This is a genomic window from Kitasatospora sp. NBC_01246, assembly GCF_036226505.1.
Classification (GTDB): Bacteria; Actinomycetota; Actinomycetes; order Streptomycetales; family Streptomycetaceae; genus Kitasatospora.
The window spans coordinates 45,213-65,363 of sequence record NZ_CP108486.1 but is presented as its reverse complement, the minus strand read 5'-3'; the positions used below and the strand labels follow the sequence as shown (position 1 = coordinate 65,363).

Genomic DNA, 20,151 nt, shown 5'->3' with positions numbered 1-20,151 from the left:
CCCGGGAATGATGAATCAATTAAACCAGAGCGGCGGGGTCGGGGGAACCGCCTCGCGCGCGCTCGGCCTCCAACCTCTCCCACCGGGCCGTCCGCAGCTCGCGCCAGCGCCGTTCAGCCCATCCATCGGGCACGGCCCGCAGCGTCTCGGGCGCCTTGCCCATGGGCCAGGTCGCGGGCAGTTCGACCTCGACCAGGGCCTGCACGGCGAGGGTTCCGTCGGGCGTCGGCCGCACGGGTCCGGCGTCCTTGCGGCCGTAGAGGTAACCGCCGCGCTGCAGCAACTCGACCAGCTCCCGGCGCACGGGCCGGCCGCGCCGCTTGGCGTTGGTGGGCGTCTCCGCCGGGATCATGCGGAACCTGCGGCGGCCGTCGTAGGTGAGGCCGTCGGCGCGGACTTGGACGGCGGCGAGAATCGCGTACAGCTCCAGGGTGAACACCGGCGCCAGCGCCTTGACGGCGTCCTCCCGCAGCATCTGCTCCATGGACTCGCGGATGGCCTTCTCGTGGCGCTGGGCGTGGAAGACAGCGGCCGTGACGGCGGCGCGCTGGCTGTCGTGCGCGCCGAGCCCGGGTTCCTGGTCGTCCGGGTCGCGGTACTTCTCGCAGTCGCTGCACTCGACGTCGGTCCAGCGGTAGCCGGCCTGGTGGATCGTCACGGGGCAGGGGATCAGCAGGCCCCACGGGATCACCGGCCGGGGGCCGAGCTCGTCGCGGCCGGCTTCGCCGCCGGCCTGGGCGTGCTCGGTGACGGCGCGCTCCACCTCGCCCCACCAGCGCAGGCCCTCGGCGAGCACGGGGCCGCCGTCGGCACGGGTGAGCGTCATCGGCTCCCCCTCCCCCGCCCGGCGCACGGCGTACCGGTGATCGCCGTACTCGACCAGGCGCTCGCGCACCAGCACGTGCTCGGCATCGAGCGGGTGGTGCCAGTCCGCGGCGGTGCGGACCGCCGGCGGCCGCAGCTCGCTGCCGGGGGCCGGCGTCTCCTTCGCGCGGCGGTTGGCGGCCTCCCGTTCGGCGGGGAACTCCTCGCGCAGCATCACGTACTGGCTGCGGCGCACGTCGGTGACGCCGGTCTCGGTGTCCACCTCGGCGTACTCGACCAGGCCGAGACGCTGGGCGCGGCTCCACATGGTCCAGGCGGCCCGTCCGGCGATGGAGAGCGGAACGGCCCGGCGGTAGCCGGTGCTCTCGGCCTGCCAGGCCAGGTACCCCCGGGCCATCAGCGTGCGCACCCGCCGGGCGTCGAACGCCTTCGGCTTCCAGTGGCCGCCGTCGGCGACGTAGAAGCCGTTCAGGTCCTCCTCCAACTCGCCGCGCCCGGCCCAGCTCATCACCTCGGCCTGCGCGGCGGAGAACCCGGCGGCCTGGGCCAGCTCCAGCTCGAACGGGGTCACCAGCTGGTGCTCCTGGACGTGCTCCAGCGCGTGGTAGCGGGCCCAGTCCTCGGCGTCGATCCGGTCGCCGTCGACCAGGCGCACGGTGTGCCACTCGCCGCTGTGGCGCGAGCACTCCACCGACCACCGGTCATCGTCCAGGTTCTGCGACGTCACGCGGAGGAACGCGGGCAGCACGGGTACGGCCGGCTCGGCGCCCGGGTGGACGGGGTCGGTGGCGGTGACCGCGGCAGCGACCTGGGCGGCCGCCGTCCACAGCGGGGCCTGCCGCGGGGGCGGGGTGCGCTTGGGCCTGGCGGGGGCGGCCGGGGCCGTCCGGGGCTTCGGGGTGAAGCTGGGCAGGCCCTCGAACGCGGGCTGCAGCTCGGTGGGGTAGAGCCCGCCGGGCACGTACGGGTGGACGCGGGCGATCACCGGGCGGCGCTTGCCACCGGTACGGACGCCTCGGTCGGTCCACTGCTCGGCGAGCTGATCGGCGTGCTCCGCGCAGGCGAGTTCGTGGTGGGCGGCGGCCAGGGTCGGGGTGTTGAGCGCGTGCCCGACCACCCGGTGGGTGGCGTCGGCCCGGCAGGGCCGGGCGGTGGCGAGCAGGCGGCCGGCCTCGGCGGTGTCCTGCGTGGTGGCCTGGCACATCGGAGGGAGATTCATCGGTGGCACCTCGTCCGGTGGGGCCGGGCCCGGGAGACGGCTGGTCTTCCCGGGCCCGGCCGGTTGGGCTGGGTCAGCGGTCGGGGTTCTCGCCCTGCCGGGGCACGCGACCGGTGCCGTCGGGGTCGGGCCCGAACGGGCGGCCGCCGCCGGCTCCGGGGGTGCCGTCCTTGCGCTGGCCCGGGAGGCTGGCGCTGAACTTCGGGATGGCGGACTCGTTGCTCTCGTCGCGGTCGAACATCGGTGTCTCCTTGTTGGTGGGCCGGGCGGTTGCCCTCGCTCCGGCGGTGGGGCCCGTCCGCGGGGAGCGGACGGGAGTCATGGGCGGTCAGACGAACCGGACGGTGGCGGCGGCGTCGTCCAGCTGCACGGCGCCGAACCGGTACGTGGACCGCCGGGCGGCCTGGTCCAGGCGGTGGCGGAGCTCCGGGGCCAGGTCCTCCCAGCCGTCGAAGTCGCGGCCGGGGCAGGCGTCCGGGCCGCGCTGGGCGATCCACCACGCTTCGCCGACATAGGTGGGGTTCTGGTCGAGCAGCTCGGGGCGGGCGCTGACGAACTCGGTGGCGGCGGCCAGGAACTGCTCGCGCTGGCCGTCGGGGAGGGAGTGCAGGCCGAGGCCGAGCACCTCGACGGCTTCCCACTCGCGGCCGCGGGTCGGGTCCGGGTCGGCGGGGAGGGGCAGGGCCTCGAACCAGGCGGTCTCGGCGAGGGCGGCCGCGCAGAACGCGCGCAGGTAGTCGTCGGTGGGTCGGGGGGTGCTCACGGTGCTTCTCCTGTCGGTGGAAGGTCTCCGGCGGTTGCCTCGCCGGTGCCGCCGACGGCGGCGGTGCGGTAGGTCGGAAGGCGGGGCGGGGACGGTTGCTCGTCCGGCGCCCGCCGGGGGCCGGCCACGGCCACCGGCGGTGAACGCGCCGGACCGGAAGGGGCGCCGCCCCGAAGGGGCGTCCACTGTTGGCCGGTTGGCCGGCGCGGCCGGCTGCCGCGCGGCAGCCCGGGGTGCGGCGGCTCGATGCCGCCGCGACCCGGACGCGCGACCGGGGCGGGGCCGGCCCCGGGGCGGCACCCCGGGGCCGGCGGCCGGTCAGCGGTCGAGCGGCAGGATGTAGCCATACGCCCGGACGGCGAGATCCGTGATCGGCCGGTAGTCGCCGAGGTAGACGCTGCTGGCCTGCTCGTGGGTCTGGCCACCCCGCATCCGACGCTCGTACTCCTGGGCGAGCTGGGCACCGTGCAGCGGGTACAGCTCGTCGGCCCCGTGCCACTGGCTGCCGTCCTGGCCGACCCACGCCACCCGCACGCACTTGCCCGCCCCGGGGAGGATCTCCAGCACCCGGCCGCTGACCGTCCCGCCGTCGCGGACCGCCTCCGCGACGTCGCCGACGGCGAACCCGCCCTGCCGGGCCCGCTCGAACCGGACGGCGCCGGGGACGGCGGCCCAGAAGTCGCACCGGTCCACCATCTCGGGCTCCCGCTCGCCGTCCCACAGCACGGTGTGGTGGGTGTACCGGGGCCCGGTGTACTTGCCTCGCCGCAGGATCGACCGGGCGACGCTGTCAGCGTCCGGCCCCTGGTAGGTGGTGACCCCCTCGACCCGCACGCCCACGTCGATCCCGGGAATCACCTGCGGGGCAGCCTGCTCGGGGACCAGGGCCAGTGAGGCGGCCTCGTACCGAAAGGTGCGGCCCTGCTGGCGGTCCCACTCGACCAGGTACGACACGTGCGGGCCGAACACGGTGACGGGGCGGGTGATGATCAGCCGGATCACCCCGTAGTCGGGGGTCTCGGGGTTGGCGGCGCGGCGGGAGACGCGGGTGTTGACGGCGAAGCTGTTCACAGCGGGTACCTCTCGTTGTTGGTGGGTCCGGCCGCCGCCCGGGGTTGCCCTCCCGGGCGGCGGCCTTCGGTGGTGCGGAGGAATCGACCGGTCGGCCGAGGGAGCGTCAGCCCCGGCCGGGGCGGCTCGATGCCGCCCCGGCCGGCCGCCCCGCCCCGGCCAGCGGCCGGGGCGGGGCCGGTCAGCGGTCCAGCGGGGACACGCGGTCCTCGTTGCGGACGGCGGCGGGGGCCGGGCGGTGGATGTCGCCGTGGTAGACGGCCATGGCCTGCGCGTGCGACTGGCCGCTACGGCGGCGGCGGCCGTACTCGGCGGCGAGCTGCGCACCGTGCATCGGGTAGAGCTCGGCGGCCTCGTGCCAGCGCCGATCGGGAACCCGCTCACCGGTCCACGCGACGCGGACCAGGGTCCGGGCCAGACCCGATGAACCGAAGAACGTCGCGGTCTCCAACACCCGGCCGTTGCGCGTCCCGTCCCACCACTCGACACGGTCACCGACCGTGTGGCGGGTGGCGCGGCGCTCCGCCTGGATCACGTCGGGGTGGACGGCCCGGAAGTCGGCGGCCTCGGCGGCCTCGGGCACGTCGGAACCGTCCCACCGCACGGTGTGCCGAGTGCCGCCCCGGGGCCCGGTGTAGGTGCCGCGCCGGATGATCTCGCGGGGCGCGGCCCCGGCTCCCGGGGCCTGGTAGGTCATCGTGCCCTCGACGCGAACGCCCGGCTCGATCCCGGGGAGCGGCTGCGGCACCTGCTGGCCGTCGGCGGGCAGCGGGTTCAGCTCGCACGCCTCGCACTCGTCGGTGCTGCCCTGCTGGCGGTCCCACTCCACGACGTACGTCACGGGGTACAGAGCGCCGGGGCTGGTGTCCGTGGTGATCAGCCGGATAGTGCCGTGGTCGGGGGCGTCGGCGTCGGCCGCGTCGTGGAAGACGCGGGTTCCGACGGTCAGGGCGGGGGTGGCGGTCATGGTGGCCTCGTCTCGTGTTGGTGGTGTCCGGCCCGGGGTCGGGCCGGGGGCCGCGCGGGTTGCCCTCCCGCGCGGCGGCCTGGGGGTGGTCCGGAGGAATCGACCGGTCGGCCGAGGGAGCGTCAGCCCGGCCCGGGGCGGCTCGATGCCGCCCCGGCCGGCCGCCCCGCCCCGGCCACCGGCCGGGGCGGGGCCGAGGCTCACAGCTCCAACAGAAGCTGGGTCGGGGCCTCCAGCGCCTTCGGCGTCTGCTGGTCCAGCTCCGGCGTCCGCCGGTCCTTGGTGACCCGCCACGGCTGGGCGGCCCTGCGCCGCATCTCGGCCTCGTACTCGTCGGCCTGCTTGCCGTGCACGGTCTCGTACGCCTCCAGCTCGACCGCCTCGGCGATGTGCTGTTCGAACGCGGCCGGGAAGGCACGGGCGAACAGTCGCATCTGGAGGCATGAGGCGGCGGAGTTCAGCGGCCCGACCAAGCTGCAGTCCATGAGAACGGCGATCAGCTCGGCCGTCGTCCCGGGGCGGGTGTCCTTGCCGGTGGCGACCCGGTCGACCAGCTCGGAGACGTGGGCCCGGTAGAGGATCTCCGCGCGGCTGAACCGGTCGTGAGTCGGCCTGGCCAGCGCGAACGACTCACGCCAAATCCGGCTCGTGTGCTGGCCGCGCTCGCCGTGGCGGGCCTGGCCGTCCTCGATCTCCTCTTCCGCCCACTCCATCGCAGCGAACAGCGGGGCCAACCCGGTTTCGATGGCGGCCCGGATCTCGGCCACGATCTGCCCGGCCGTCCCGGGGGTCAGGTCGGGGTCGGTGGTGGTGGTAATGGCGGTCATGGTGTTCCGTCCTTCGGTGTTGGTGGTGTCCGGCCCGGGTCGGCCGGGGGCCGCGCGGGGTTGCCCTCCCGCGCGGGGGTCTGTGGTGGTCCGGAAGGCTCGGCCGGGTCGGCCGAGGTGGCGTCAGCCCCGGGTCGGGGCGGCTCGATGCCGCTCCGGCCCGGTCACCCGCCCGTCGGGCGGGGCCCCGGTCCCGGGCGCGGTGCCCGGGACCGGGGGCCGATCACGCGGCCAGGGCCAGCGACCGGACGTGCTGCTTGGCCTGCTGGGCGGCACTGGTGAGGCTGCCGACCGGCTCGCCCACCCGGGCCCGCCCGGTCCCGGTGGCGTGCTCGACGGCGTACGACGCGCGGCCGGTCAGCCGGGTGATCTCGTACAACTCGCCCGACACGGTGAGGTGCCAGCGGCCGTGGCCGGTGCGCTTGATCGTGTAGAGGTGGGCGGCCTGGGCGGCGGCCAGCGGGGAGGGGACGGCCGCGACCGGGGCGGGCTCCTCCGCCTCGGCCTCCTCGTCGTAGGCGTGGGCGTCCTGCTCGGCGCTGTCGAGCGGACCGAATCCGCACACTGTGCACTCCGCCTCACCCATGCCGCTGTGGGCCCGGCACCCTCCGCACTGCCAGGTAGCGGGCTCCTCCAGCTCCGGCCGCTCGACCACCTCGGCGGGGCCGTCACCACACGTGATGCACACCTCGTCGGCCCCGGTGCGGTAGATGTCGCACTCGACGCACCGCCAGACGGGGGCCTGGTCGCGTTGCTCGGGGGTGGTGAGCCATCCGGCCTGGATACCCCGGTCCGCCTGACGCCAGGCAAGCTCGGTGTCCGGACCGAAGGTGTAGACGTAGCCACCGACGATCCACGGGACCAGCCACCCGCGCGCAACCAAGCTAGCGAAGCTGGGGTGGTCCCGGTCGAGACGACCGGTGTACGCGCTAGCCAGAGCCTCCATGTCGGCGGCGGTGAAACCGTAGCTGCGGACCCGCTCGCGCAGAGCCTCGGCCTTCGCTGCGGCCTCCTTCGCGCGCTCAATCTCCAGCTCCGCCCGGTGCCCGGAGATGACGGCAACGGCCTCCGCCTCGGTGTCGACCGTGGCCAGCAGCGCGCGACTGTCGATGTGGTGAACACGGAGCCGAGACGGAACCGTCGTGTGCCGCCCAATGCCGTAGTACACCCCGTCGCACAGCGCGTTGCGGTACACGATTGGGCAACCGGCGTCGTCCTCGTCGGCACGCCACGCGAACAGCCACTCAACCTCGGCGGCCTCGGCGGGCTCCTCGGCGACCGGGGCGACCGGGGCGACCGGGGCGACCTCCTCGGCGACCGGGGCGGGGTTGTGCTCGATGACGGCGGCCACCTCGGCGAGCTTCGCGCCGATCCAGTCGCTGCCCTCGACCCGGACGGTCGGGCTGCCGTCGATCCGCCACCGGCTGCCGGTGCCGACCCACGACGCCTGGAACTCCTCGCCCGTGCCGTTGGTGCCGTTGAGGACGTAGAACCGGAAGCTGTCGTCTCCGCAGGTGGAAACCTCGGTGGTCCATCCGGCGGCGGCGGCGGCCTTGGCGATCTTGACGGCTCCGGACGGAACGGCGGCCAGGGTCTTGGCGGTCATCGGGGGTTCCTCGCTGTTGGTGGCTCCCCCGGCCGTTTGGCCGGGGCCTCTCGGCGGGGGTTGCCCTCCCCGCCTTGATGACTCAATTAAACCATGGTTTTGGGGGTGGTGTCCAGCCCCAAAGGGGCCCTGACCTGGACTTTCACCCGTTCGGCCGTCGCCGGGCCCCCCTCCCAGTCAGCCGCTTTCGAGCCCCGCCCGTCGGCCGGCCCGCACCCGCCCGACCGACCGGCACCGCCTCCTGGCCCTCCGCGACGTCCACCACCGTGCGGCCACCCCCACACGGCCGGCCACCGTTCCCGCCGGGCCCCGGCCACCCCGCCATGCCAGCCACGAACGGCGCCCCGCCCGCGAATTGGAGTCGCGGGGGGCGGGGGTCCGGAGGAGCCCCCCGCGAGGCTGAGCGCGCGGGCGAAGCCTCCCAAGACCTCCCGCGGCGCGGGAACGCACGCCGCACCCGGCCGCCGGAGCCGCACGGCGCGGGCACACGCCCGGTGCGCGCCCACTGCCGGATCGGCCGCAAGGCCGATGCCGGAAGACGACCACCCGCACCCGACCGCCGGCGGACCCCCGCCCGGCAGGCCGACCACCCGCACGCGCCCGCACGGCCGGGTACGGCAGTCAGCCCGGGAGGCTGTCCCACGGCTCGTCACCCTGTTCGTCGGTGTGGGCGAGGCGCTCGGCGGTGAGCGACTCCCGCACCAGGCCGGTGAGCCACGGGAGGTGGCCGGGCTGCAGGACCACCGTTCCGGCCGGGGTGCCGTCGGGGTGCAGCAGGGTCAGGACCGCGCCCACCTTCCCCTCCTCGTCGGTGGGGAAGCCGCCGACCAGCTCGGCCAGGGCGCGGGCGAACTCGGCGGCGGCCACCCGCGCGCCAGCCTCCCCGGCGGGGACGGCGACAGGAACGGCGGGGGCGGGGTCCACGATCCGCCAGGTCCAGCAGCCGTGGCCGACGCGGTACAGGCCGTCGGCGCCCGGGGGGCAGCGCTCGACCAACTCGCCCTCCTCGTCTCGGACCTCGACCACCTCCCCCTCGATGCGCAGGACGTCCGCTTCGGGACGGAAGGCGTGTTCGGCGTCCAGAACGGCGGCGATCCGGTGGACCTGGTCCAGGGTCAGGACAGGCAGGCTGTACCCGTTCGGGCAGGTGTCGCCGTAGGTGAGGCAGTCGAACGGACCGAGGTCGTCAAGCATGACGCGGGCGGGGGTCAGGGGGTTCAACGCGGTTCTCCTCGGTGGGTGTTGGCAGGGGCGGGACGGGCGGCGCGGCAGCCCGGGGTGCGGCGGCTCGATGCCGCCGCGACCCGGGAACCCGCCCCGGGGGGCGGGGCCGGCCCCGGGCGCTGGGCCCGGGACCGGCGGCGGTGCGGTCAGTCGGCCGGGGGCCAGGTCAGCTCGGGGAACAGCCTGCGGACCTGGGCCTCGGCCCACGGGTGGACGGTGTCCCATGCGTCCTGGCCGGGTTCGGTGGCCCAGAAGTGCCAGCCGTCGGCGCATCCGGCGGCCTCGCTGGCGAGCACCTGCATGACGTCCTGGACGGTCAGCAGCGGCGGGAGCGGGTCGCCACTCTCGAACGGCTTGCTGAATGTGGCGTACAACTTGGCGGCGATCGCCTCGGCGTCCATGACGGCGGTGGCGGTCACCGACAGGGCCACGGTGTCGTCGGCGCCCCGGCGCCAGCGGTAGCGGGCGGGGGCCGGGTCGGGGGCCGGGCGGCTGCCGACGGTCTCGGTCGCGGCGATCTCCCGCAGCCGCTTGGCGGCCTGGCGGCGCGGGGCGAACAGCCGGAAGCAGGCTTCAACGGCGCCGAGCAGCTCGGCGAACTCGACGGGGAACCGGTCGGGGCTCCGGCGGTCGCCGAGGTTCGGTGACTCGAACAGCACCACCTCGTCGTCGCGTCCCTCCAGGTGGCCGGTCGGGAAGTAGTGGGCGTGCAGGCCGCTGTACTCGGCGAGCGGGCCGTCAAGGTCGCTGTTCACGTCGGACATCGCCACCTCGCCGCAGCCGCCCGGGAGGGGCAGGACCAGGTAGGTGCAGGCGGCGCTGCCGTGCACCTCGTAGGCAAGGCGGCGGCGGGTCAGCTCGGCGCGGACGACGTCGGCGAGCAGGTCATCGGGGTTCCACATGATCACGGGGTGGTCCTTCTCGGTGTTGGTGGGTGATCCGGTCCGGCCGGGCCGCGCGGGGTTGCCCTCCCGCGCGGCCCGGGGCTGGTCAGATGGTGTGCTTCTGCGCCAGGAAGGCTCGGGCGGCGGCCAGCACGTCACCCTGGAAGGCGTTCCGCAGGCGCTCGACGGCGTCGGGTCCGTGCTGTGCGTTCAGGCCCTGGACGGTCCAGCACCACTCGCGCCCGTAGTCGGGGTGGTCCTGGCCCTGGTCGAGATTGACGATCCAGCCGTGGGCGAGGGCGTGGATGATGCCGATCCCGGCCTCCCATCCGTCGCCGTCGTCCAGCCCGTACTCCTCGGTGAGCTCGGGGTAGAGCGCGGCGAGGGCCTTGGCGTCCTCGTCCGGGGTGATCCGGCCGTTGACCAGCGCCTCGGCGTACCGGGTGGCCACGAGGCAGAACACCCACATCCAGCCGTTCACCTCGTCGCCGATCAGGTACTCGATCGGGGCGGGCGCGGGGCGGCCGAGGGTGGCGCGGTTCGCCTTGAGCCAGCGGCGGACCAACCTGACCGTACGGTGGTTGCGGCGGGCGGGGATGACGGCGGGCCAGGTGCCGCAGCTGACCACCTCCGTGTCGGCGTTGTCCAGCTGCCAGTGCAGGGCGTCCTCGTCGGGCTCCAGGTAGAGCGCGCCGTAGCTGCCGGAGACGGTCAGCTCGATCCGCGCGGAGTGGCAGCCACCGGCCAGGTCCACGGCCTCGGCGGGGATGCGGGCCCGGGTGAGGGCGGCGGCGAGGGCCTCGGCGGCCCGCTTGTTCTCGAACATGGTTGTTCCTTCGGGGTGTTGGTGGTGGTGCGGCCCGGGTCGGGCCGCACCGGGGTCCGCGCGGGGTTGCCCTCCCGTGCGGAAGTCGTCGGTCAGCGGCCGGTGGCGCGCAGGGTGTGCAGCTGGCCGGCCGCCGCGTGCTCGATGCGGGCGGCGGCCTCGCCGAGGGTGTGGCCGCCCTCCGACAGGTCGACGGTGCTGCCCGGGTCGGCGGCGGCGGTCGGCCACTCGTGGTCGGGGTCCTCGCACTCACCGGCCAGGTCGGGCCGGTCGCAGGGGACGGCGCGGACGGCGAACAGGCCGCCCTCGCAGTCGGTGACCAGGACGTGCGGGCCGTCGGGGAGGGTGATCTGCCACTGGCCGTAGGTCGACTCCCTGACGGTGCCGGTCATCCGGTCCGCCGTGACCCGGGCCAGGTCGTCGCCGCCGAACTCCGTCGCGGGGTACTCGGGCCGGTGGCCGACTGCGGCGAGCCACCGCTGTGCGTGCTCGGCGGCCTGGTGGAGGTCGACGCCGTAGCGGGTGCCCTCTTCGATGACGTCGCCGTTGGTGTCGTCCGGGGCGTCGCTGACCGCCTCCCACGACAGGTCTCCCTCGGCGAGCACGAGAAAGAGGCTGGCGGGTCGGCCGTGCGCCGTGATGTTGAGCTCGGCGGCTCCGAGGTGGAGGGGGTCGCCCGCGACGTGGGCGGCGAAGCCCAGATCGGCCAGCCGGTCCGCGAGGGCGTACGCGGTGTCGAACGCTTCGCCAAGGGTGGTCATGGTGGTGCCCTTCATCGTGGTGGTGGGGGTAGTGGTGTCCGGCCCGGGGGGCCGGGCGGGAAAGGCCGGCGGGCGGCCGGGCGCGGCAGCCCGGGGTGCGGCGGCTCGATGCCGCCGCGACCCGGACACCCGCCCGGGGGCCGGGCCGGTCCCGGGGCGGTACCCCGGGACCGGCGGCCGGTCAGCTGGTGGCGTAGTCCCACCGGCACCGGGTGAGTTCGGTCTGCGCGGTGCCCCGGTAGTGGCCGTGGGCCTTGACCGTGCCGGACAGGGTGACGGTGCGGCCGGTGGCCGGGCGGCGGGTGCTGGTGCACAGCCACGTCAGGACGTTCAGCTCGGCGTCGCGGAAGATCAGCCGGTGCCGGGGCTGGGAGTGGTAGCCGTAGGTCCGCTGGCCGAGGTCGAGCACGCGCACGACCGACAGGGTGAGCCCGGTCAGCCGGTAGTCGACCACCCCGAGGTGCCGGGACACCTCGGCCGCCTTCGCCGTCTCCTCGGCGGCGCGCTCCCGCTTCATGGCGGCGGGCACGGACGCGAGCAGCGGAAGGTTGCGCCAGACGGTCACCGGGTGGCGGGCGATCGCGGCCAGACGCTGGCGGAACTCGTTGCCGCTGAACTGGCCGTCAAGGCACCACTGGAGCGCCTCGGCGGCGGCGTCGGCCGCGCCGGTGACCGCGTCCACCTCGCGCCGCAGCTCGGGGTAGTCGTACCCGTGCAGGTACTGCTCCGCCTCCATCGCGGTGGGCGGCTGCGGCTCCCACTGACGGGAAAGCGGCTGGTAGAAGCCGCGCACCGCGAACAGGGCGGAGCAGACGCGCAGAGCCTCGATCACGTCCAGCTGGTCGGGGGTGGTGCGGGAGCCGGGGGTCTCGATGTCGAACATGGCCTGTCCTTCGGGGTGTTGGTGGGGTGGGCCCGGCGGGGGCGGGTTGCCCTCCGCCCTCGCCGGGCTGGGATCGGTGGTCGGTCAGTCGGCCGGTCGGGGCGCGATGCGGGCGATCACGTCCTCGAACGCGGACTCGGCGGCGTCGCGGTACGCCTTGGCGAACGCGGTGGGCTCCGCGCGGCGGCCGTACTTGTGGTGCAGCCGGTCGTGCCCGCGCTGGGCGGACCGGGCCTCGTACCCGGCGGCGGCGATCTCGACCGGGGTCGACGGGGCGAACAGGGCCTTCGTCACGGTGGTTCTCCTCGACTAGAGCGCGGCGCGGTCGCGCAGGTAGGCGACCAGGTGGACGGCGGCGGCGCTGTCGGTCAGGGCGGGCACCCGGCGCACGTCCAGCGCGCCGACCCGCTTGCCGCGCCACCGGACCGGGAAGGCGGTGCCGACCGGCGGGATCACCAGCGCCCACAGACCCCGGGCGCTGTCGACGCGGACCACGGCGGCGGCCTCCTCGGCGTCCCACGCGGCGGCGATCCGGTTGGACTCGATCCCGAGACCGGGCAGGTGGCGGGCGATCGCGCGGGCCTGGATCAGCTCGGAAAGCTGGACGGCGGTGGCGGCGGCGGGGGCGAGTTGGCAGCACCCGGTGTCGGTGCTGGCGGGTGCGGTGGTCTTCTGCACGGTGCTGGTCCTTCTCGGTGTTGGTGGGTGGGCCCGGCGGGGGCGGGTTGCCCTCCGCTCCCGCCGGGCCGTGGCGGGGAGACGGTCCGTCAGCGCTGGGTGACGGCGGTGATCTCGGCGGCCTTGGCGCTCATCCGCCGCAGGAACTCGCCCTCGGGCTCGGCGGCGGCCTGCGCGGCGGTGTGGCGGGTGTAGTCCGCGAACGCGCGCACGTGCTCGGGGGTCGGGAAGGCGCGGGCCACGCTGCCGTGGGCCGGGGTGGCGGTCCACGCGCCGTCCGGACCGGCGGCCATGACGCGGATCTCGCCGTTCCAGAGCAGCTCGGCCAGGTCGAGACCGGCGGCGATCGGGGCGTCCGTGCGGTAGGTCTTGGCGTTCAACTCGGGCTCCTGTTGGTGGAGTTGCTCCCCGGAGCCGGTCGGCCCCGGGGGTCTCGGCGGGGGGTTGCCCTCCCCCGCCTTGATGACTCAATTAAACCATGGTTCTGGGCAAAGGTACAGCTCAGACCCCCTGCCGACCGGGTGAATCCTGGTCACCAATCGCCGTCGTACGGGCCGTCTTCCGGCTCCATCGCCTCGCGTGCGGCCTGGTTCTCGGCCTCAGTCTGGAAGGTGCACCCGGCCTTGCCCTCATCGCGGGGGCAGCGATACCGGCCGCTGTCGCAGGTGTAGCAGGCGCTCATGTCGGCCTCTCTCCTCTGGTGGTCGGCGGGATGGGCCGGGGCGGGCGGACCGCCCGCCCCGGCGGGGGGGTCAGGGCTTCGGCGTGTACGGCTTGTCGGCCATGACGGCCTGCTCGATCACGGTGGGCGTGTAGCCGAGCATCACCAGCAGCCCGAGGTACTCGCGGGTCTTGGTGCGGCGGCCACCGCCGTCCTCGCGCCACGCCTCGCGGGTGGCGTCCATCTCCCCGCACGCGGCGATCTTGGCGAATGCCAGGGCGACCAGCCGGGCGGCGGTGGCCCGGTCCATGAGCTTGACGAAGTCCGCCTCTCGCGCGCCGCCCGTGCCGAGCAGCTCCGCCAGGGTCGGCAAGGTGCGGTGGTCGCCGAACCGGCCGGAGATGCTGCCGAACCCGGACAGCATGGCCAGGGTGACGGCCTTCTGCAGTGCGGCGGTCTCGGCGGCGGTGTACTTGCGGCCCTTGGCCAGCAGGGCCTTGACCCACGCCCGGCGGGTGTCGGTGGCCGCCTGCCAGTCAATGTTTCCGGCCTTGATGGCCCGGGTCTCGGCGGCCGTCTTGCGCGGCCCGGCCTCGTTGGGGTGCACCACCTTGTGCTCGTACAGACCCGGGTTCGCGCACCACTGGGTGTAGTCGCTGGTCCCGCGCACGAACACCGCGCCCCGGCACTCGGCGGCGTGCCGGTCCTCGCTGTAGCTCTTACCGGCCTGGTCGCGCAGGTAGTAGATCCGCTGGGCCCGCTCGCTCAGCTCGTCCGCCTCGCGGATGCGGGCCCCGGCGGCCTGCAGCTCGACCAGCCGGGCGGCGGCCGACTTGTCGGCCTCCTGGCGACCCTTGACCCGCCGGATCACGTAGGTGAGGTTCTCGCCCTTGGTGGCGGCCTCGGCGATCTCCTTCATGGCGGCCGTCTCGTCGTCCAGCTCGGACAGGTCGCTCATCTGGTCCAGCGTCAGGGCGACGGCGGGCACCGCCTCGCGCAGGGCCTTGACCGGGGCGGCCCCGGCGGCCTTCACCGTGGCCTTGACCAGCTTCTGCGTGCGGCCGGACGCGGTGGCGATCTGGGCGGTGCTCGCGCCAAGCTCGGCGGCGTCGAACAGTCCGGCGGTCACCTCGGCCTCGGTGAGCGGCGCGCGGTGCACCGCCGTGGTGAGCATGTCGAGCCGCTGCTGAGCGGCGTTGCGCTCGCGCCGCTCGTACGGCATGTGGGTGCGCCCGGCCTCGATCGCCCCGGCGAGACGACGGTGCCCGTCTACCAGCAGCAGCGCGCCGCCGTCGCCGGTGGTGATCAGAACCGGGATCGTCACGCCGTCCGCGCGGATGCTGGCCACGAATTCCTTGGTCAGCCGCAGGCCCTTGCGCAAGTTGCCCTTGTGGGGCGTCAGCTCACTGACCCGGATCTGAGGGATCGGGGAGTAGGGGACGGACTCCAGTCCGGCCGCCTGGGCGGCGGCGATGCGCCGGAAACCGTCGATCACCTGGGGCGTGCCGTCGCTGAGCCGGACGACGTGCAACGGGTCCTCGATGCCGTGCTCGGCGATCGAGGCGGTGAGCTCCGCGTCCGCCTCGGTGGCGCGGACGTTGCCCGGGTGGGCGAGCAGGTCGGCGATGGACGCGAGCGGCCACGGGGCCGGGGCGGCAGGCTTCTCCTCGGTGGCAGCGTCGGACTCGGGCGCGGTCTTCACAGCGGTGGTCAAGGCGTTGTCCTCGGTGTGTCGGTGGCTTCCCCCGGCCGGTTCGGCCGGGGCCTCTCGGCGGGGGTTGCCCTCCCCGCCTTGATGACTCAATTAAACCATGACTTGGGGCCTGCTGTCCAACCCAAAACCGCCCCTGACCTGCACTTTCCCCCTCCCGGCCCAATCCGCGCCCCCCTCCCAGTGAGCCGTTTTTGAGCCCTGCCACCCGGCCGTCCAGCATCCGCCCGATCGGCCTGTACCGCCTCCGGCCCTCTTGCGACGTCCGCCACCGTGCGGCCACCCCCGCGCGGCCGGCCACCGTTCCCGCCGGGCCCCGGCCACCCGCCCGTGCCAGCCACGAACGGCGCCCCGCCCGCGAATTGGAGTCGCGGGGGGCGGGGGTCCGGAGGAGCCCCCCGCGAGGCTGAGCGCGCGGGCGAAGCCTCCCAAGTCCCGCACAGCGCGGGAGCCTGCCCGCACCCGGCCGCCGGAGCCGCACGGCGCGGGCACACGCCCGGTGCGCGCCCACTGCCGGATCGGCCGAAGGTCGATGCCGGAAGGCGACCACCCGCACCCGACCGCCGGCGGACCCCCGCCCGGCAGGCCGACCACCCGCACGGCCGGTTCCGCGGCCGGGTACGGCGAAACGCCAGCGCGCCGACGGACGCGGGGTCCGTCGGTGCGCTGGCGCGGGCCGGCAGGGTTCAGGCGCGATAGGTGGGGGCCGTACAGATGTCGCGGTGGCCGTCCAACCAGCCCTCGCGCTCGGCCGCGCCGATCTCACGGCCTGCCGTGTTGCCGCAGAGCGCGCAGAGCGTGGTCCCGTCGGGGCGCACGACGTAGCCGGGGCCGTCGGGGCCGAGGGCCTGGGCGCGCTGCAGCAGCAGCAGGACGTCGGCCAGGCCCTCGCGGCCGGTCTCCGAGGCGGAGCCGCCGACCCACAGCACGGTGTCCAGCATCAGGGTGGCGTGGCCGAGCAGCCGCCGGGGCCGCTCGTGCAGGGCGGGGTGGCCGGCCTTCATCCGGTCGCGCACCCCAGCCAGGTTCACCGGCTCGGGCAGGTCCAGGCCGAGCTGGCGGCACGCGGCCGCGATGGCCGCGGTGGTGGCGGTGCTGGTGTCCGGGGTGGTGCTGGTGCTGGTCATCGCTCTCTCCGGGGGGATCTGCTCGGGCGCTGGAGCCGGGGCGCGGACTCGGGTGCCCATGGGGGTCAACGACCGTACCGACGGGGCCGATACGGGGTCAGCGGGCGCTGGCGCCGGTGGGTGGGGGTGCGGGCTTCACCGACCGCACCGGTGCCTGCCACTCGATGCCGCCACCGGGCGGCCGGAGGTACACCTGGTCCGGTATCTCCTCGTCCCGCCAGGGGTGGGTGCCGACCTGCTGGACCACGCCGAGGGCCTCGACCACGGTGTGCCGTCCGACCTGGACCGGCGCGACGGCGAAGGCCCCGGGCACCAGCCACTGGTTCGCGGGCCGGTTCAGCCACGCCTCGCGGCGGCTCACCGCGCCCTCGCACGGCGGCGGGGCAGGGGGCCGGGGCCGGCGCGGACGGCGTGCTGCTGGCTTCACGGAACCTCCCGGGGACGGCTGGGCCTCCCTACTCGCGCGGTCCGCCAGAACCGAGTGCGCGGGCAGGGAGGCGTGGACGGCCGGGCCGCCCCGGAGTTCACGGGGGGTTCGGGGCGGCACGGCCGGGTCGGCCGGCGGAGAGGTGTCTCGGCGCCTGGCCACTGTCGAGTGAACACTGGCGCCGGGTCGGCGGTAACCCCACGGCGGGGGCCCCACGATGGGTACCGTTCCGGAAACGGGACCGCCAGAACTCGCCTGGGGCGCAACATGACTGACTATCCGACACCTGCGGCCCTGCCATCGGGCCTGGTGACGGCCCCGCACCTCGCGGCCGCGCTCGCCGCCCGCGACTTCGCCGCCGTCTTCACCGCGGCGCGGGCGGCCGGCATCTCCTTCAACCGGATCGCCGAAGCGTGCGGAATGAAGCCCGAGCGGGTATCACTGGTGGCCCGTGGCGAAGCTCGGGTGACGGCGCTGGAGAGCGTCGAGCGGATCGCCGACGGACTGAGAATCCCCGGTGTGCTCTTGGGCCTCGCACTGCGACCCTGGGAGGAAACCGCCAGAACCACCAGCCCGGAGCACGACTATGAAGCCCTGGCAGATGACCCCGTGAAGCGCCGCGACCTGCTGCGCGGCGCCCTCGCCGCAGGCATGACCGGCACCGCCCTGGCCGCCCTCGCCCACACCCGGCAGCACCTCGACCTGGCGCTGACCGGCAACCCCTCCCCCGCCTCCGACCTCGACCACTGGGCCGCGACGGCCGAGCACTACGCCTACGGGTACGGCGGCGCCGCCCCCGCGGCCCGGCTCGCCGAGATCGTCGCCGACGTCGCCGACCTTCAGCCCCTGCTCCAGCGCCCCCAACCGGCCCCGATCCGGGCCGAGCTCTGCCACGCCGCAGGGAAGTTGTCCGGCATGGCCGCCGTCGTGCTGCACGACCTGGGCGAGGCCCGCGAGGCTCGCGCCTGGTTCTCCTCCGCCGCCTCGGCGGCCGCCGAGTCCGGGGACCGGCGCCTCCACGCCTGGATCCTCGCCCGGGAGGCGATGACCCCGCTGACCTACGGCGCCCCCCGTGCCGCCGCCGCTCTCGCCGAGCAGGCCCGGCACGTCGCCGGCACCACACCCTCCGCGTCGGCCGCCCTCGCGGCCGCCGTCGCCGCCCGCGCCTACGCCCTGACCGGGCAGCGCGAGCAGGCCCTGGCCGCGCTCGCCGACGTCGCCCGCCTGGCCAACCTGCTCGACGTCGGGGAGCGGGCCGACACCTGGCTGACCCTGCCGGAGCAGAAGGAACAGGTACACCTCTCCCACGCCTACACCTTGCTGGGGGAGACCGGCCAGGCCCGGCAGGCGCAGGCCCGCGCGCTGGCGCTCACCGGCCCCTCCAGCCATCAGGCGCGGACCCTGCTGCTGCTCGACGGCGCGCTGTGCGACCAGCGCGACGGCGACACCGCGCAGGCGTGCCGCCAGGCGGTGGCCGCGCTGCTGGCGCTGCCGTCCGACCAGCGCACCGGGCTGACCCGCTCTCGGGCGCTCGACCTGTACCGGGCGATCCCTTCCCAGCGGCGCGGCGAGCAGGCCGTGCGGGACCTGCGCGAACTCATCGCCTGAGAGGGCCAGACTCGGGCCCTCATCCGAGGGCCCGGATTTGAAACCCGCGCTGGTCAGAGGCTCGCGCGGGTCACCTGCCGTACGCCTGGCGGCAGAGGTCGACCAGGTACTGCGGGAGGCCGTGCTGGCTCCCGGCCGAGCAGACGTCCCCCTGGCCGCCGGGTGCCGGGTCGGCCGGCTGCTGCGCGGATGCCTGCGGCTGCGGCCGGGGCACCTGGCCGCCCGGCCCGGTGCCCCGGCTGGGCTTCGGCGTGGGCTTACGGGGGGCGGCGGGCCGGACGGCCTGGTCTGCGTCCTGCGCCTGGTCGTCCTCGTGCTCCGGCTCGGTCTCCTCGACCACCGGAGCCGGGCCCGCCGTCGGGCCGGGGGCTGGGGCTGGCAGCGGAGGAACGGCGGGCACCGCCGGCGTCTGCTCCAGCGCCAGCAGCACGGGGGCGGTGGCGAGTTCCAGCGGCGCCCCCGCCTGCGGCCGGACGTCGGACCGGTCGGTCGGCGGGACCGCCGCGACGGCCAGCACGGCGGCGGCGACCAGGGCGACCACGACGGTGCGGCGACCGGCCGGGGCGGCGGCCGCCCGGCCGGTCGCGCTCACCGCGCGCAGGGCGGCGAGCGCGAGGGCGCCGGGCCGGGCCGGGCCGTTGGCGAGGGCTTCGCTGGCCTGGGCGTTGATGGTCGCGGTCCAGTACGCGGGGGCCCCGGCGCGGCCGGCGGCCGCCGCCGTCTCCCGGTAGAGCCGGGCGGCGAGCAGGTGGTCGCCGCCGAGGTGGGCCAGGTAGGCCCGGATCTCCTGGACGGCCAGGGCCTCGGGGTGCTCGGTGCCGCGTTCGGCGGCGACGTCCTGGTGGAGCTCCTCGGCGATCTGCACGGCTTCGGCCAGCTCGCCCAAGCGCACGGCCGCGGCGATCTGCCGGGACCGCAGGAACCAGGGTGTGGTCAGCGGCTCGCCGGGGCCAGCCGCCAGCAGCGGGGGCGGCGAGACGGCGGTCCCTGCGGGGCCGGTGGCAGGCGTCGACTCCTGTGTGCGGTGCATCGTCCTATCCTTCGCCGGGCCGACCTTCGCAGATGGGAGGACATCTGACGACGTGGTGGTCGCGGCGCCTAGTACACGTCCTCACACGCCTTACGGTCGGCGACGCCGTCGAAGGTGACACACAGCTGGCCGGAGAACTGGAACCAACCCCACTCGGCCGAGACGCTGTCACCGTGCCGGGTTGCGGTCTGCGAGTAGTGCACCTCCCGGCCGTCCAGGAGCAGATGCGCGGTGCGCTCCTTCACGTCGCGGGGCGGGTTGGTCCAGATCGCCACCGCCCTACTGACGTGCTCGCCCTCCCCTTCGACCCGGATACAGACCTGCGGCCCGCCGCGGTGGGTACAGGCCGAGGCCGAGCGCGTCGCGGCCTGGGCCTGGGGAGCGGCGAGCACGGGCAGCAGGGCAGCGGCGGCGATGACCGCCAGGGTGGTGGTGAAGGGACGCACGGCAATCTCCCCCGGGTCGGCGTGGGCGCGGTGTCCGGCGCAACCGCCCGCGCCCGCCGGCGGTTGCGGGGGCCGGCGACGGTTCACCCGGGCAGCGCAACCCGTCCTCCGCCGGCAGCCGGCCGAGCCGGGAGAGTCCCGCAGGGGGACGGCCCGGACAACCGGCGCCAGCCCCAGCCGGTCAGGCCCCGACGGGGCTGGACTGCAGCGCGACCTGCTCCATCACGTCGGTGCCCAGCCAGACGGGCCTGGCGTAGGGAGGGTGGTCATCCCAGAGCAGGGCGGTCCGGGCCAGCACGTCCCACGCTTCCGCGGCGAGCACGCGCCGCGCGGCCGCCACCCGCTCGTCCAGGCCCGGCTGCGGGACCAGGTAGCTCTCCAGCGTGGCGACCGCGCTGCCGACCACGTCGAACAGCGCCTCGGCGGTGCGCCGTTCGTCGGTACGCGGCCCCTCGTCAACCCGGGGCCGGAGCCGGTCCTGGATGAACACGGCGAGAGCGATGGCCTGCTCGACCGTCACGGTGGCGAGGATCGCCACCCGCGCCTGGAGGTCCTCTTCGTCCGTCATGTGGTGCTCCCCCTCGTCGGTGCCGCCGGGTCGGCGCCC

At 75.1% G+C, this 20,151-nt stretch carries 23 protein-coding genes; 1 reads left to right on the top strand and 22 read right to left on the bottom strand.

The features are described from left to right. Window positions 1–19: 19 nt before the first annotated feature. The 19 genes from OG618_RS37865 to OG618_RS37775 form a co-directional block, all read right to left on the bottom strand. A complete protein-coding gene (locus OG618_RS37865) occupies window positions 20–2,044 on the bottom strand; it encodes a hypothetical protein (protein ID WP_329492566.1) in 2,025 nt (674 codons plus the stop codon). Between the two features lie 73 nt (window positions 2,045–2,117). Next, window positions 2,118–2,285 carry a hypothetical protein gene (locus OG618_RS37860; protein WP_329492565.1) on the bottom strand — a complete coding sequence of 56 codons (168 nt, stop codon included), beginning with the start codon at window positions 2,283–2,285 and terminating at the stop codon, window positions 2,118–2,120. Window positions 2,286–2,372: 87 nt separating this feature from the next. Beyond that, the gene (locus OG618_RS37855) at window positions 2,373–2,807 is read right to left on the bottom strand and encodes a hypothetical protein (RefSeq protein ID WP_329492564.1); all 435 of its coding nucleotides are present in this window, start codon (window positions 2,805–2,807) and stop codon (window positions 2,373–2,375) included. A gap of 318 nt (window positions 2,808–3,125) precedes the next feature. Further along, entirely contained in the window at window positions 3,126–3,878 is a 753-nt protein-coding gene (locus OG618_RS37850) for a hypothetical protein (RefSeq protein WP_329492563.1), read from the bottom strand. A gap of 181 nt (window positions 3,879–4,059) precedes the next feature. After that, window positions 4,060–4,845 (bottom strand): hypothetical protein, encoded by a 786-nt coding sequence (locus tag OG618_RS37845; protein ID WP_329492562.1) that lies wholly within the window; start codon window positions 4,843–4,845, stop codon window positions 4,060–4,062. Window positions 4,846–5,045: 200 nt separating this feature from the next. Next, window positions 5,046–5,672: a hypothetical protein gene (locus OG618_RS37840; protein WP_329492561.1), complete on the bottom strand. Its 627-nt coding sequence runs from the start codon at window positions 5,670–5,672 to the stop codon at window positions 5,046–5,048. Between the two features lie 223 nt (window positions 5,673–5,895). After that, window positions 5,896–7,278, bottom strand: a complete 1,383-nt coding sequence (locus tag OG618_RS37835; protein ID WP_329492560.1) for a hypothetical protein — start codon at window positions 7,276–7,278, stop codon at window positions 5,896–5,898. Between the two features lie 621 nt (window positions 7,279–7,899). Beyond that, window positions 7,900–8,499, bottom strand: a complete 600-nt coding sequence (locus OG618_RS37830) for a hypothetical protein (RefSeq protein WP_329492559.1) — start codon at window positions 8,497–8,499, stop codon at window positions 7,900–7,902. A gap of 149 nt (window positions 8,500–8,648) precedes the next feature. Beyond that, window positions 8,649–9,404 (bottom strand): hypothetical protein, encoded by a 756-nt coding sequence (locus OG618_RS37825; RefSeq protein ID WP_329492558.1) that lies wholly within the window; start codon window positions 9,402–9,404, stop codon window positions 8,649–8,651. 88 nt (window positions 9,405–9,492) lie between these two features. Then, window positions 9,493–10,212 (bottom strand): hypothetical protein, encoded by a 720-nt coding sequence (locus OG618_RS37820; protein ID WP_329492557.1) that lies wholly within the window; start codon window positions 10,210–10,212, stop codon window positions 9,493–9,495. Between the two features lie 92 nt (window positions 10,213–10,304). After that, entirely contained in the window at window positions 10,305–10,973 is a 669-nt protein-coding gene (locus OG618_RS37815; protein WP_329492556.1) for a hypothetical protein, read from the bottom strand. Between the two features lie 181 nt (window positions 10,974–11,154). Beyond that, entirely contained in the window at window positions 11,155–11,856 is a 702-nt protein-coding gene (locus tag OG618_RS37810) for a hypothetical protein (protein ID WP_329492555.1), read from the bottom strand. 84 nt (window positions 11,857–11,940) lie between these two features. Continuing rightward, window positions 11,941–12,150, bottom strand: coding sequence for a hypothetical protein (locus tag OG618_RS37805; protein ID WP_329492554.1), 210 nt, complete (start codon window positions 12,148–12,150; stop codon window positions 11,941–11,943). A 15-nt stretch (window positions 12,151–12,165) separates the two neighbouring features. Then, window positions 12,166–12,534 carry a hypothetical protein gene (locus OG618_RS37800; RefSeq protein WP_329492553.1) on the bottom strand — a complete coding sequence of 123 codons (369 nt, stop codon included), beginning with the start codon at window positions 12,532–12,534 and terminating at the stop codon, window positions 12,166–12,168. Window positions 12,535–12,623: 89 nt separating this feature from the next. Continuing rightward, complete coding sequence (locus tag OG618_RS37795) at window positions 12,624–12,914, bottom strand: hypothetical protein (RefSeq protein ID WP_329492552.1); 291 nt, start codon at window positions 12,912–12,914, stop codon at window positions 12,624–12,626. A gap of 152 nt (window positions 12,915–13,066) precedes the next feature. Further along, window positions 13,067–13,216 (bottom strand): hypothetical protein, encoded by a 150-nt coding sequence (locus OG618_RS37790; protein ID WP_329492551.1) that lies wholly within the window; start codon window positions 13,214–13,216, stop codon window positions 13,067–13,069. 70 nt (window positions 13,217–13,286) lie between these two features. Beyond that, window positions 13,287–14,909, bottom strand: a complete 1,623-nt coding sequence (locus OG618_RS37785; protein ID WP_329492550.1) for a ParB/RepB/Spo0J family partition protein — start codon at window positions 14,907–14,909, stop codon at window positions 13,287–13,289. A gap of 683 nt (window positions 14,910–15,592) precedes the next feature. Next, window positions 15,593–16,033, bottom strand: coding sequence for a hypothetical protein (locus tag OG618_RS37780; RefSeq protein WP_329492549.1), 441 nt, complete (start codon window positions 16,031–16,033; stop codon window positions 15,593–15,595). Between the two features lie 97 nt (window positions 16,034–16,130). After that, entirely contained in the window at window positions 16,131–16,460 is a 330-nt protein-coding gene (locus tag OG618_RS37775; RefSeq protein ID WP_329492548.1) for a hypothetical protein, read from the bottom strand. A 267-nt stretch (window positions 16,461–16,727) separates the two neighbouring features. Between OG618_RS37775 and OG618_RS37770 the strand changes: the two genes are divergently transcribed. After that, on the top strand, window positions 16,728–18,068 hold the full coding sequence (locus tag OG618_RS37770; protein ID WP_329492547.1) for a hypothetical protein: 1,341 nt from the start codon (window positions 16,728–16,730) through the stop codon (window positions 18,066–18,068). Between the two features lie 70 nt (window positions 18,069–18,138). On the opposite strand, the gene OG618_RS37765 is transcribed toward OG618_RS37770, so the two are convergent. From OG618_RS37765 to OG618_RS37755, 3 genes are all read right to left on the bottom strand, one after another. Next, window positions 18,139–19,098, bottom strand: a complete 960-nt coding sequence (locus OG618_RS37765) for a hypothetical protein (RefSeq protein ID WP_329492546.1) — start codon at window positions 19,096–19,098, stop codon at window positions 18,139–18,141. Between the two features lie 68 nt (window positions 19,099–19,166). Then, window positions 19,167–19,544: a hypothetical protein gene (locus OG618_RS37760; protein WP_329492545.1), complete on the bottom strand. Its 378-nt coding sequence runs from the start codon at window positions 19,542–19,544 to the stop codon at window positions 19,167–19,169. Window positions 19,545–19,725: 181 nt separating this feature from the next. Beyond that, window positions 19,726–20,112, bottom strand: a complete 387-nt coding sequence (locus OG618_RS37755; protein ID WP_329492544.1) for a hypothetical protein — start codon at window positions 20,110–20,112, stop codon at window positions 19,726–19,728. Window positions 20,113–20,151 lie beyond the last annotated feature (39 nt).

What these genes read in the sequence shown, in the direction of transcription:
- OG618_RS37780 (WP_329492549.1), bottom strand. Translation starts at nt 16,033, where the DNA reads ATGACCAGCACCAGCACCACCCCGGACACCAGCACCGCCACCACCGCG.
- OG618_RS37815 (WP_329492556.1), bottom strand. Translation starts at nt 10,973, where the DNA reads ATGACCACCCTTGGCGAAGCGTTCGACACCGCGTACGCCCTCGCGGAC.
- OG618_RS37845 (WP_329492562.1), bottom strand. Translation starts at nt 4,845, where the DNA reads ATGACCGCCACCCCCGCCCTGACCGTCGGAACCCGCGTCTTCCACGAC.
- OG618_RS37755 (WP_329492544.1), bottom strand. Translation starts at nt 20,112, where the DNA reads ATGACGGACGAAGAGGACCTCCAGGCGCGGGTGGCGATCCTCGCCACC.
- OG618_RS37825 (WP_329492558.1), bottom strand. Translation starts at nt 9,404, where the DNA reads ATGTGGAACCCCGATGACCTGCTCGCCGACGTCGTCCGCGCCGAGCTG.
- OG618_RS37790 (WP_329492551.1), bottom strand. Translation starts at nt 13,216, where the DNA reads ATGAGCGCCTGCTACACCTGCGACAGCGGCCGGTATCGCTGCCCCCGC.
- OG618_RS37810 (WP_329492555.1), bottom strand. Translation starts at nt 11,856, where the DNA reads ATGTTCGACATCGAGACCCCCGGCTCCCGCACCACCCCCGACCAGCTG.
- OG618_RS37765 (WP_329492546.1), bottom strand. Translation starts at nt 19,098, where the DNA reads ATGCACCGCACACAGGAGTCGACGCCTGCCACCGGCCCCGCAGGGACC.
- OG618_RS37840 (WP_329492561.1), bottom strand. Translation starts at nt 5,672, where the DNA reads ATGACCGCCATTACCACCACCACCGACCCCGACCTGACCCCCGGGACG.
- OG618_RS37865 (WP_329492566.1), bottom strand. Translation starts at nt 2,044, where the DNA reads ATGAATCTCCCTCCGATGTGCCAGGCCACCACGCAGGACACCGCCGAG.
- OG618_RS37770 (WP_329492547.1), top strand. Translation starts at nt 16,728, where the DNA reads ATGACTGACTATCCGACACCTGCGGCCCTGCCATCGGGCCTGGTGACG.
- OG618_RS37860 (WP_329492565.1), bottom strand. Translation starts at nt 2,285, where the DNA reads ATGTTCGACCGCGACGAGAGCAACGAGTCCGCCATCCCGAAGTTCAGC.
- OG618_RS37835 (WP_329492560.1), bottom strand. Translation starts at nt 7,278, where the DNA reads ATGACCGCCAAGACCCTGGCCGCCGTTCCGTCCGGAGCCGTCAAGATC.
- OG618_RS37820 (WP_329492557.1), bottom strand. Translation starts at nt 10,212, where the DNA reads ATGTTCGAGAACAAGCGGGCCGCCGAGGCCCTCGCCGCCGCCCTCACC.